10 protein-coding genes are annotated in these 11,720 nt (G+C 36.3%); 6 read left to right on the forward strand and 4 right to left on the reverse strand.

The genetic code is table 11. The annotated features are described in order from the left end of the window. The first annotated feature begins 92 nt into the window (after positions 1–92). The 5 genes from B3I52_RS10245 (at position 93) to infB (ending at position 5,812) form a co-directional block, all read left to right on the forward strand. Entirely contained in the window at positions 93–542 is a 450-nt protein-coding gene (locus B3I52_RS10245; RefSeq protein WP_293300968.1) for a hypothetical protein, read from the forward strand. Positions 543–737: 195 nt separating this feature from the next. After that, positions 738–941: a hypothetical protein gene (locus B3I52_RS10250; protein WP_293300970.1), complete on the forward strand. Its 204-nt coding sequence runs from the start codon at positions 738–740 to the stop codon at positions 939–941. Between the two features lie 117 nt (positions 942–1,058). Continuing rightward, positions 1,059–1,523, forward strand: a complete 465-nt coding sequence (gene rimP / locus B3I52_RS10255; RefSeq protein ID WP_293300972.1) for a ribosome assembly cofactor RimP — start codon at positions 1,059–1,061, stop codon at positions 1,521–1,523. A 2-nt stretch (positions 1,524–1,525) separates the two neighbouring features. Further along, on the forward strand, positions 1,526–2,761 hold the full coding sequence (gene nusA, locus B3I52_RS10260; protein ID WP_293300974.1) for a transcription termination factor NusA: 1,236 nt from the start codon (positions 1,526–1,528) through the stop codon (positions 2,759–2,761). Between the two features lie 69 nt (positions 2,762–2,830). Then, a complete protein-coding gene (gene infB / locus B3I52_RS10265; protein ID WP_293300976.1) occupies positions 2,831–5,812 on the forward strand; it encodes a translation initiation factor IF-2 in 2,982 nt (993 codons plus the stop codon). A 53-nt stretch (positions 5,813–5,865) separates the two neighbouring features. Here the strand turns inward: infB and B3I52_RS10270 are convergent, their stop codons facing one another. Genes B3I52_RS10270 through B3I52_RS10280 form a run of 3 tightly spaced genes read right to left on the reverse strand, consistent with a single transcriptional unit; the run spans position 5,866 to position 8,457 of the window. Beyond that, positions 5,866–6,606: a DUF268 domain-containing protein gene (locus B3I52_RS10270; RefSeq protein WP_293300978.1), complete on the reverse strand. Its 741-nt coding sequence runs from the start codon at positions 6,604–6,606 to the stop codon at positions 5,866–5,868. Beyond that, positions 6,599–7,624, reverse strand: a complete 1,026-nt coding sequence (locus B3I52_RS10275) for a glycosyltransferase family 2 protein (protein ID WP_293300979.1) — start codon at positions 7,622–7,624, stop codon at positions 6,599–6,601. Before B3I52_RS10275 ends, B3I52_RS10270 begins: the two co-directional genes overlap by 8 nt. After that, positions 7,609–8,457: an alpha-1,2-fucosyltransferase gene (locus tag B3I52_RS10280; RefSeq protein ID WP_293300980.1), complete on the reverse strand. Its 849-nt coding sequence runs from the start codon at positions 8,455–8,457 to the stop codon at positions 7,609–7,611. The genes B3I52_RS10275 and B3I52_RS10280 overlap by 16 nt, the downstream gene beginning before the upstream one ends. Before the next feature lie 62 nt (positions 8,458–8,519). On the opposite strand from B3I52_RS10280, the gene B3I52_RS10285 reads away from it, so the two are divergent. Next, positions 8,520–9,461 (forward strand): glycosyltransferase family 2 protein, encoded by a 942-nt coding sequence (locus B3I52_RS10285; protein WP_293300982.1) that lies wholly within the window; start codon positions 8,520–8,522, stop codon positions 9,459–9,461. Between the two features lie 8 nt (positions 9,462–9,469). On the opposite strand, the gene B3I52_RS10290 is transcribed toward B3I52_RS10285, so the two are convergent. Continuing rightward, complete coding sequence (locus B3I52_RS10290) at positions 9,470–11,716, reverse strand: glycosyltransferase (RefSeq protein WP_293300984.1); 2,247 nt, start codon at positions 11,714–11,716, stop codon at positions 9,470–9,472. Positions 11,717–11,720 lie beyond the last annotated feature (4 nt).

Here is an 11,720-nt window from a genome sequence, read left to right on the forward strand (position 1 = left end):
TTTAAAGAGCAAAAAAATTAAAAAATATACACCAGTTATTAATTTTTTTAAAAAAGTGTTTATATTTACCAAACCTACTAACTCTAAACTGAATGAAAAAAATATTACTTAGCCTTCAGGTGCTTGCTATAAGTTTAGCATTATCTGCCTGTGGTAAAACAGAAAAGAGAGAATACAAACCTGAGCCAGAAAAAAAACCAGCAGACTCTGCTGCATTAACCGTACTGCCTACCAATTGGAAAAAAGCAGTGCATTTAATGAAAGGCTTTCCTACAGGGATCCAAGTTTTTCTTAACAACAAACCTATTAATGGAAAATCGGCATTAATGTACAGCGTTGTTTTTGACCCAAAACTTATTGAGTTAAAGCCTGTGGCTGCTGCAACCAATAAAAAGGTAAGTGATTTTTATAGAGACGAGGTGGCGGCAAAATACGTTTGTATGAATGGAGGCTTTTTTGGTACAAATACGTCATACAGTTTAAGTATGTTTAATAAAACGATTAGCGCTGTTAACATCAAATCGTTAAACACATCCTTTTAATGGTTCAAATATTCCTTATTATCCAACTCGTGCCGCTTTTGGCATAAGCACAAACAGTACTGCAGATGTGGCATGGATTTATCATGTGGGCAGTGGCAATGGAACAATCTATAGCTATCCAGCTCCTTCTCCTAACTTGTTAAATACTGCTCCCCAAGCTATTCCTAGTTCAAGTTTCCCTGTGGGAGATACTATATGGGACATGAATTCAGCTATTGGGGGTCTCCAATGCTAATTAAAAATAACAGCATTAACATTACAGATAATGAAGAGTTAATCACCTTAAACAAAATTACTTATTCTAGTAGTAGTAGCTCTATTACCCAAGAGCTAGATAAGAACAACAAAGAAAGCAGGGCTCGCTTGGATGTTTCTTTGGGCGCTCGGTTTAACTTCTAAAGCATTCACTTTAAGCGGTATTATTTGTTTAATAAAAATGTTTTTGTACCTTTGCAGAGCAAAACAAGAAAAGGGGGGGCGTGTGTCCCCTCTTTTTATTTAGCAATAATTTATACTATGCAGCTAGAAAAGAGAGTTAGAGAACTGGTAGAAGTGAAAATTGCAGATAGACCGGAGCTGTTTTTGGTTGATGTAAAGATGTTGCCCAACAACAAGCTTATTGTTCACGTAGATGGAGATCAAGGCATTAGCATACAAGACTGTGTGGGCATTAGCAGGCATGTGGGTTTCCATTTAGAGGAAGAGAACGCCATTGCAACGGCTTATAATCTAGAAGTATCGTCGCCGGGTGTTGGCGAACCTTTACAGCTACCTAGGCAATATGTAAAAAATATAGGCAGAACAATAGCTGTAAAACTAACCAATGGCGATAAGAAAGAAGGAAAGTTGTTGGAAGCAGGCGAAACCTCTATTACGATAGAGGAACAAGTTAAAGAAAAAGGAAAAAAAGCAATTTTGGTAAGTAACCAAATTGCTTTAAACGATATAATAGAAACAAAGGTTTTAATTTCATTTAAGTAAAAATGAACAACATTAATTTAATTGATTCTTTTCAAGAATTCAAAGACTTTAAGAACATCGATCGCCCTACGGTAATTAGTGTATTAGAAGAGGTGTTTCGTAGTATGTTGCGTAAAAAATACGGAACAGATGAAAACTGCGATGTGATTGTGAATCCAGATAATGGAGATTTGGAGATTTGGAGAACCAGAAAAGTAATGGAAGACGGTTTCTCTGAAGATGATGATTTGGAGATTGAATTAGCAGAAGTACACCAGTACGATGCCGATTTAGAGGTGGGTGATGATTACATAGAGCAAATTACCTTAGAAAGTTTTGGCCGTAGAGCAATTTTAGCAGCCCGCCAAACGCTGGTTTCTAAGGTATTAGAGTTAGAGAAAGACGAGATCTTTAAAAAATATAAAGACAGGGTTGGCGAAATTGTTACTGGAGAAGTTTACCAGGTTTGGAAAAAAGAAACGCTAGTGCTAGACGACGAAGGTAATGAGTTGTTGATGCCTAAAACAGAGCAAATTCCTGCCGATTATTTCAAAAAAGGAGATTCGGTAAAAGCGGTAATCTCAAAAGTAGATATGGTTAATGCTACACCTAAAATTATTATTTCTAGGGTAGCACCAGAATTTTTACAGCGCTTGTTCGAAATTGAGGTTCCGGAAATATTCGACGGTTTAATCACCATCAAGAAAATTGTTCGCGAACCAGGAGAACGTGCTAAAGTAGCTGTAGAATCTTACGATGACAGAATAGATCCGGTAGGGGCTTGTGTGGGTATGAAAGGTTCTCGTATTCATGGTATCGTAAGAGAGCTAAAAAATGAAAATATTGATGTGATTAACTTTACAAACAACATTTCATTATATATCCAGCGTGCTTTAAGTCCGGCAAAAATTACTTCTATTAAATTAGATGACGAGACAAAGCGTGCGGCGGTTTACCTTAAACCAGACCAAGTGTCGTTAGCCATTGGTCGTGGTGGGCATAACATTAAGTTGGCAGGTAAATTAACCGGCTACGAAATAGATGTTTACCGTGAGGCGGGCGAAGAAGATGAAGACGTTGATTTAGAAGAATTCTCAGACGAAATTGATAGCTGGATTATTGATGAGTTGAAGGCAATTGGTTTAGATACGGCAAAAAGCGTATTGTCGCTTTCTGTAGATGAGTTGGTAAAACGTACCGATTTAGAAGAAGAAACCATTAAAGAGGTAGTTGCTATTCTACAGTCGGAATTTGAATAAAAGGTAGAAACTTGAATTAAATCAGAATAAACGTTACTTTTGTATTAATTAGAAAAAACAGGATAATCAATGTCAGACGACAAAACCATAATGTTGTTAAAAGCAGCAAAAGAGCTTAACATAGGATTGGCTACCGCGGTAGAATTCCTTGCTAAGAAGGGCTATGCTGTGGATAATAAGCCTAATACCAAGCTTTCTGGGGAGATGTACAATGCTTTATCTAGAGAGTTTCAAGGAGATAAAATAGTTAAAGAAGAGGCTAACCAAATTGTTATTGGCAAAATTCGTCGTGATGAACCTGAAGTAACAACTGAAAAAGCTCCCGAAGCTCCTAAGAAAACCCAAGAGTTTGAGGGTGAAGGCGTGTTGATCAAAAATCTTCATCAGTACACCCCACCGGTAGAAAAACCTGTGGCCGAAAAGCCAGCAGAAGTAGTAAAAGAAGCGCCGAAAGCACCTGAAGTTGCACCTGCTGAGCCTTTTGAGGAATCGGCTTTGCCTGGTGTTAAAGTGGTGGGTAAAATCAATCTTAATGATTTAAACCCCAAAACCAGACCAAGTAAAAAAGAGGAAGCTCCTGCGCCAGCTCCTGTAGCAAAAGAAGAGCCGCCGGTAGAGGCAGCACCAAAAGCTCCAGAAAAGCCCGTAGTGCCTACTAAGGTTGAAGAAAAACCAGCAGCGAGTAAGCCGCCAGTAGAGGTAGTGGCTAAGCCTGTAGAAAATAAACCTACACCTGTGGCAGAGAAACCGGTGGTTGAGAAAAAACCTGAAGACGAGGTTATTAAAGCTCGTTCGGTTAAATTGTCGGGGCCAAATATTATTGGTAAAATAGAACTTCCAACTACGCCAGATAGAAGAAACCAACCGGTTGCCTCATCGAGCGATAGCGAAGCAGCTAGGCGTAAACGCAAGCGTAAAAAAACGCCTGGAGCTCCTGGTGCTGGCGGACAGCAACAAGGACAAGGTACTGGTACGCCTGGTACTAACCAACAAGGTGGTGGCCAAAGACAACCTTATCAAGGTAACAACAACCGTCCGGGAGGTCAAGGTGGTTATCAAGGAAATAGAAATAATAATCGCCCAGGTTATCAGGGTAATAGAAATAATGCAGGTGGCAACACTCCAAAAGAGGAACCAACTGAGAAAGAAATCCAAGACCAAATTAAGGCAACGCTTGCTCGTTTAAGCGGCGCCGGTAAATCTGGTAAATTTGCTCAGCGAGCTAAACTTCGCCGTCAAAAGCGTGATGATGTAGCACTTTCGGCAGAAGAGGCGGCATTAGAGGAAGAATTACAATCAAAGGTGTTAAAAGTAACAGAATTTGTTACGGCTAACGAATTGGCAAACATGATAGACGTACCGGTAACCAAAATTATTGGAACTTGTATGAGCTTGGGCATGTTCGTGTCGATTAACCAACGTTTAGATGCAGAAACTTTAACAATTGTTGCTGATGAGTTTGGCTATGAAATACAATTCGTAAAACCAGACGAAGAAGAAGACATTAACATTGAAGAAGAGGACGCAGAAGAAGACTTAAGTCCAAGAGTTCCGGTGGTAACCATTATGGGGCACGTGGATCATGGTAAAACTTCATTGCTAGATTATATTCGTAAGGCAAATGTGGTAGCTGGAGAGGCTGGCGGTATTACACAGCACATTGGTGCTTACAAGGTAACTACCAGTGCAGGAAAAGAAATTACGTTTTTAGATACGCCGGGTCACGAAGCTTTTACGGCAATGCGTGCTCGTGGTGCTAAAGTTGCTGATATTGCCATTATCGTAATTGCATCTGACGATGCGGTGATGCCACAAACTAAAGAGGCAATTAACCACGCACAAGCTGCGGGCGTGCCTTTAGTATTTGCTTTCACCAAAATAGATAAACCAGGTGCAAATTCTGATAGAATACGCGAACAACTATCTGTCATGAATATTTTGGTAGAAGATTGGGGCGGTAAATATCAATCTCAAGAAATTTCGGGTAAGAGCGGCTTAAACGTTGACTTACTATTGGATAAAGTATTGCTAGAAGCTGAATTATTAGAATTAAAAGCTAATCCGAATAAGAGGGCTACAGGTACTGTAATTGAAGCAACACTTGACAAAGGGCGTGGTATTGTAACTACGGTTTTGGTACAAGGTGGTACGTTAAGAGTTGGAGATCCAATTTTAGCGGGTAGCTACAGCGGTAGAGTAAAGGCATTATTTAATGAGCGTGGTGCTAAGGTAAACGAAGCAGGCCCATCTGTACCAGTACAGGTATTGGGTATGCAGGGGGCACCAACCTCTGGAGATAGGTTTAATGCTTTAGAAAGTGAGAACGAAGCAAGAGATATTGCCAATAAGCGTTTGCAGTTAATGCGTGAGCAGGGATTGCGTACCCAGAAACACATTACATTGGCCGAAATTGGTCGTCGTTTAGCTATTGGAAACTTTAAAGAACTGAACTTAATCATTAAAGGTGACGTAGATGGTTCTATTGAAGCGTTAGCAGATTCGTTATTGAAACTTTCTACGCCTGAGATACAAATCAACGTGATTAGTAAAGCGGTAGGTCAAATTTCTGAAAGTGATGTATTGTTGGCTTCAGCTTCTGATGCGATTATTGTTGGTTTCCAAGTGCGCCCATCAACTGGAGCACGTAAGTTGGCAGAGCAAGAGCAAATCGATATCCGTTTGTACTCTATCATTTACGACGCCATTAACGAGATTAAAACTGCGATGGAAGGTATGTTGGCGCCAGAATTTGAAGAGAAGATTGTGGCTAACGTTGAGATTAGAGAGACTTTCAAAATTTCTAAAGTGGGTACCATTGCAGGCTGTATGGTGTTAGACGGTAAAATCTCTAGAAACAGCAAGATCCGTATTATACGTGATGGCGTGGTAATCTACACAGGCGAACTGGCTTCGTTAAAACGCTTTAAAGACGATGTGAAAGAAGTTTCTAAAGGCTACGAATGTGGTTTAAATATCCAAAACTTTAATAACATTGAAGTAGGCGATATTGTAGAAGCTTACGAACAAGTAGAGGTTAAACGCAAGTTGTAACTTTAACTTATTTGATATAGAAAAGGAGCGAATATTCGCTCCTTTTTTGTCTGCTATCTTTTAAACCAAAAACAACCACAGCCATAAATTTGCTTGTTCAATAAAGCTTCGTCGGGGTTTACCACTAGCCCCCCATCTTCTTCATCTTCTGGAATAAGAGCAAATTCTTTAAGGGTTAAGTTGGAAAACAAGGATAATACACTTTCTTTAGTGTATATGCGATGTGCATTAAACATTATTTTACTTTCTCTTCCTAATGGAACAACAAATAATAAATTTCCTCCCTCTGCTAAAACTCGTTTAAGTTCGGCTATAGCTTTTAAATCCCCATCATAATCTAGGGGGTCAGAATATCTTCCCAGACCAATATGTTCAACAGTGTGCATGCATGAAATAGATGTAATGCTCTTATCCTTAAAAGGCAGGTCTAACAAGTTTCCAGATAATGAATTTAAATTTGACAATGAAAGGTTTGCTGGCCTATAATCATAAAAATCAACTGGGATGAAAGCAGATAAGATAGAGCAGAAATGCAAAGTAGAGGATATGTCAATGTGTCTGACTGGGTTGTAGGATTTAATTATTCTCGTAGCCCAAGCAGGGTGATAAACATAATGCCTATCAAAACCAGTATTAGCTGTAGCATCTTCTAGGCAAGGGTATAAATCAACTTTATTTAAATGAAATCTCTTGAGTGTAGCCCTTTCTTGTTCTTTTAAAATGTCAAACTGATTTAGAAAAGGTCTTGATGGCGATTTTATGTATTTAAAAAAGCGTGTTATTTTTTTAAGCATAATTAAAAATGTGTTTTACCGATTTTTTAAATACTTTTCTAAATTGTTTAGATGTAAAAGATTTTAAATTAAAAACTTCGGATGTAATAAAGATTTTTAGCGCATTTGTTTTAATATTTTGATTCATAACGATAGCGTACCATAATCGGTGTAAGATACCTTTAAATTCTTGTTTGTTATATTTTCCAATTCTATCATTAGCTAATTTAATTTCACCTAATAATTGATGATAGGATTCCAAATGGAAATGTGATAACTGATTAGAAAAAATCTCATAATACAAATCTGTTTTGGTGTCTATTCCCTTAAGCCCAAGGGAAGACAGTATATATGCAATTACCTTTTTTTGGTAAGTAATTAAATTATCAGCATATATCTTAGTTGTATTTGTGTTATGAATGCGGTAATCAACTAGAACATCATCTAAGTTAGTGACCACTCCTTTTTCTGACATCCTTACAAAACAATCATAATCTTCGGCTAGCGGAAAATCTTTATATCCTCCAATGGCCATAAAGGCATCATGCCTAAACATTGTTGAGGAGTTTATAAATGGATTATTCAATATCATATAGGGACCCAAATCCTTCCCAGTTATTACTTCAATCATTTTGCCCTCGAACTTACCATTTTCGTCGATTTGGCGACCGTGACCTCCGCATAAAACAACATGAGGGTTTGCGGATAGATACTCATATTGCAATTTAATTCTATCAACATGAGCAATGTCGTCACTATCTAATACAGCTAGGTATTTGCCCTTAGCAAGCGTTTTTAACCTATTACGGGTAAACACTAAGCCCATATTTTGTTCGTTTTCGTAATAACGGATTCTGTTATCAGAAAATTTTTGTATTACGCTGCTGGTTCGATCTGTTGAACCGTCGTTGACAATAATTATTTCAAAATCAGTGAAGGTTTGTTCAAGAAGGCTATTAATTGCTTCTTCAATATAGTTTTCTGCGTTAAAGGCTGCGATAAACACCGATACTTCTGGTATTTTTATAGTTTTATCCATTCTTTTAATGAAAGAGTAAGCTCAGAATTTTTTATCCATATTGATGGGCTTATTACGATTTTTGATGGGTTATTATTAAGCCAAGCGCCCCACCAGCTAAAAGAACTGTTTGCAATAATGTTATGCTTGCAATTACTCATTAAGTACATATCAATATAACTGTTTGAACCAGTATTCCAATCTATAAATGTCACATCCTCATCTTTAAAGAGATGATTTCTGCACCATGATATATCGTCAGAAAAAATAAAGAACTTTGGGTTTTCTACTTTATTCTTTATGTAGGCTATCGCCAAACGGTAATATTCGGAAGTACATATTTCTCCTAGATTGTGGTCTTTTAGGTAATCACCCCTTCTCACGTGCACGCTAATACTAGCATTATTTATTATGCTGTTTAAAGTGTTTTTATTTTTTTTGTTTTCAAGGTTAGGAAAATTAAAATCGTTTAAAAGATTCTCTCTAATGTTTAGGAAATAGGTTTCATTTTGCCAGTATCCCCACAAGTAGTTATTTCCCTTAGAATAAACATTTGGGTCATAAGAAAACTCTCTTTTTTCTTCTTGATAGCTTTTTCTCAAGCCTAGAATTCTCCGTGCTTTCCTATAAACCCATTTTTTTTGCTCTGGCTTCAATAATTCTAAGATGAGCTTTGGAGCTTGTCTAATTTGTATTCCAAAAATTCGTGATAGTTCATAGCCGTTATGTCGGTTGTAATTCTCAAAATGAGAAAGATCTACATAGGCACGTATATTTTTATGTTCTAAACTTTTATAGAAAGCATATTGAAACATTTGATTTCCTAGACCGCCCAAAAACCTTACAATTTTCATATTGTTTACAAATAAACGTATAAATTTACTAACTTATATATTAATAAAAGTTTTTGAATCAGATGTTAGTCTCAATTATTATACCTTGCTATAATTACGGAAAATTTATTGGACAAACCCTAGAAAATGTAATTGCTCAGAGTTACCATAATTTAGAAATTATAGTAATAGATGACGGTTCTACAGATAATACTAAGGATGTAGTTTTAGCTTTTATTGAAAGAGACCAAAGGGTACAATATTTTTTTCAAGAAAACAAAGGTCTTTCAGCTGCTAGAAATTTTGGTATAGAAAAATCATCTGGTTATTATGTACAGTTCTTAGATGCAGATGATGCTCTTTCGCCTAAGAAAATACAAATACAAGTTGAATATCTTGAAAAAAACACTGAAATAGCGATATGTTATGTCGATCCATTTTATTTTAAAGACCAGAAGGGAGAGCAACGATTTAGCAATATTAACCTAACTGATGTGAGTTGGATGCCCAAATTAACCAAAGAAGCAGATAAGATTGAAACAATAGAACTATTATTAGAAGGCAATATAATGCCTGTTAATTCGCCTCTATTGAGACGAAATGTGATTAATACAATTGGAGGGTTTAATGCTCATTTAAATAGTTTAGAAGATTGGGACTTTTGGTTGAGAGCCGCCTTTTCATTTAAAATAGTTTACTTGCACCATCCCGAAGCTTACTGTTTAATTAGAGTTCATAGAACGAGTATGAGCCAAGACAGGATGAGGATGATTAAAGCGGAAAATGAAGTTAGGCTACTAATTGACGATTATGTTAGAGGACAGATAGAAATTACTCCAAGTTTAAAAAGGAAATTCTTAAAAAAGAATAACAATCATCTGAAATATATTTATAGTTATTTTATACGGATTAAAGGCTTGGGGGCAATACATCTTTTAATTTCAATTTTAAAAAGATCAGGATTCTGGCTTTTGGTTAGGTCTTATAAAAAAGCTATTAAGGATTTTAAAAAGGAAGGAATATAAAGAGAAGTTTATTTTTGATTAGATAATATAGAGATAATTGCTTTTTTAGCGCTTTCTGGCGAAAAGTTAGCTATAGCATCTTCTGCATTATTATGCAAGTGGTACCAAAGCGTTTCTGACTGATACAGCTTAATAATGGCATTTGCGAATGTTTGGCTAGTATTTGCAAGCAGTATATGCTTCTCGTTTTCCAGACTCATTCCTTCGGCGCCTATGTCGGTAGTAACTATTGGTAACCCATAGCTCAATGCTTGGCCAATTTTTCCTTTCATACCAGCTCCGTACCTCAGTGGGGCAACGAATAACCTGCATGAATTAAAAATTTCATCAAGATTCTCAACATAACCATGAACAATGATGTTTTGATTTTGTAGAGCAAGAACTTGGTCTGTCGGATTGCTTCCCACTAAGTGTATTTTAATTTGTGGTAAATGAGCCCAAACTATAGGCATAATTTCATTACAAAGCCATTTTACCGCATCAGTATTTGGCTCATGAGCATAACTTCCTATAAAAAGCAAATCTTTTCTCTCAGAAAACGAATAGCTATCTTTTACAGTGGAGATAATTTCATGTATGTTAGGAATGACTACAGTATTCTTTATTCCTTCTTTTTGCAACATAGTCTGCTCAATATCAGTTATACAGATCGTTGTATCTGCAAGTTTCGCTAGATTCAGCTCTAGTGCTTTGTAGTACTCTGCTAGCTCCTTTTTTTTGGCAGATCCAGTCAAGTCAGCATCACGTTGGATCCTAACGTAGTGAAGATCTACGGTGTCGTAGAACCATTTTGCTTTTTCATTAGTATCCTTGATATAACTATATTTATGGTTGTTTTCTGGTCTTGAGGCCCAAACATATGTACAGTCTTTAGCTGCGCTAATAATGTCTTCTCTAAATTTGCGACGTCCTATATATTTTACTATTACTTCTATTCCGTTTCCAACCAATAAATCGTAATAGGGCTGTTGAGGGACGCCTTTATTGGTAATAAATATGATTTGTAAATCTAGTTCTTTAAAAATTTTTAATAATTGATACATGCGATAAGAACCAGAGTCTTTATCGAAAAGAGGTAAGTCCCAGTCAATTACAACAATTTTTTCCGATTTAAGATACCTGCGATAGGCAGAAGGGTCGTTTGGCAATGCGTGATTTCTAAGAACCTCCTTCCATTTACTAAAAAACTTTTCTTTGTTAATATCTTGATAGCTTTTTATATTGCCTTTTTTTGCTGTTTTCCCAGAACTTGCCCCTTCAAAATGAACAAGCGATGATAAAGGTTGGTAAACTACTTTTTTATTGAGCACATTCTTTATAGAAAGACATAAATCGGTGTCTTCATAATAGGCAGGAGCAAATCTCTCGTCAAATCCTCCTAAGAGATTAAAATCTTCTTTCCTAAACAGGATGCTAGCTCCAGAGCAATAGTCTGTTTCTCTAGAAAAATTGTAAGCAAAGTAATTAGGGTCTCCATAATTGCCAAAGTTGCATGCCGAGGCATCATTATATACCAAACCACCTGCTTCTTGTAGTAACCCAAAAGGATAGATCAATTTAGAGCCTACAAGTCCAATTGATGAATCCCTTTCGATAGTTTTTACAAGTTCAGATAACCAGTTGTCTAGAATAATAGTGTCATTATTTAAAAGACATATATATGGGCTCGAAGCCAAAGTTATCCCTCGTTGGCAAGAATGTAAAAACCCTAAATTAGTATCGTTGTTAATTAAATTTAGACCTTTTACTTCTCCTAAAATTTCTTTAGTTTGATCAGAAGATGCATCATTTACAACGATAATCTCGTAAGGAATTTCTTCTGTTAAGTTGATTTTTAGAGACTTTAAACAAGTTATTGTGTGTGAAAATTGATTATGTACTGGGATGATGATTGAAACTTTGGGACTGTCGTATTTCTTGAAATTTAGTTGGTCGTCTTTTAATGCTATATGATAATAAGCTGGAAGATATTTTGGGTGTACAAAAAAGCGTAATCCGAAAAACCGAGCAAGTAACTCTAAAAAGTTCTCTTTTAATGTAATTCCTTTTTTTAAAGGGAGAGACTTCGATTCAAAATTAAACCCACGCAATAAGATGAGCACAGCTCTAATAAGGAAGGATAAATATGTTAATGGGTTTACAAAAAACTTTAATAGTAAACCCTGATCCTTTTTTCTATAGTATTTCTTGTTTATTCTTAGACATACTTTATAATCAATTTTAGCTATCCATTTTGGGCCTTTACTTTTGCTCATTTCA

Source organism: Pedobacter sp. UBA4863 (assembly GCF_002399615.1).
GTDB lineage: Bacteria > Bacteroidota > Bacteroidia > Sphingobacteriales > Sphingobacteriaceae > Pedobacter.

Bases quoted from the DNA above. Each gene is read 5' to 3' on its own strand.
- B3I52_RS10245 (WP_293300968.1), top strand. From the start codon at position 93: ATGAAAAAAATATTACTTAGCCTTCAGGTGCTTGCTATAAGTTTAGCA.
- B3I52_RS10250 (WP_293300970.1), top strand. From the start codon at position 738: ATGGGACATGAATTCAGCTATTGGGGGTCTCCAATGCTAATTAAAAAT.
- rimP (WP_293300972.1), top strand. From the start codon at position 1,059: ATGCAGCTAGAAAAGAGAGTTAGAGAACTGGTAGAAGTGAAAATTGCA.
- nusA (WP_293300974.1), top strand. From the start codon at position 1,526: ATGAACAACATTAATTTAATTGATTCTTTTCAAGAATTCAAAGACTTT.
- infB (WP_293300976.1), top strand. From the start codon at position 2,831: ATGTCAGACGACAAAACCATAATGTTGTTAAAAGCAGCAAAAGAGCTT.
- B3I52_RS10270 (WP_293300978.1), bottom strand. From the start codon at position 6,606: ATGCTTAAAAAAATAACACGCTTTTTTAAATACATAAAATCGCCATCA.
- B3I52_RS10275 (WP_293300979.1), bottom strand. From the start codon at position 7,624: ATGGATAAAACTATAAAAATACCAGAAGTATCGGTGTTTATCGCAGCC.
- B3I52_RS10280 (WP_293300980.1), bottom strand. From the start codon at position 8,457: ATGAAAATTGTAAGGTTTTTGGGCGGTCTAGGAAATCAAATGTTTCAA.
- B3I52_RS10285 (WP_293300982.1), top strand. From the start codon at position 8,520: ATGTTAGTCTCAATTATTATACCTTGCTATAATTACGGAAAATTTATT.
- B3I52_RS10290 (WP_293300984.1), bottom strand. From the start codon at position 11,716: ATGAGCAAAAGTAAAGGCCCAAAATGGATAGCTAAAATTGATTATAAA.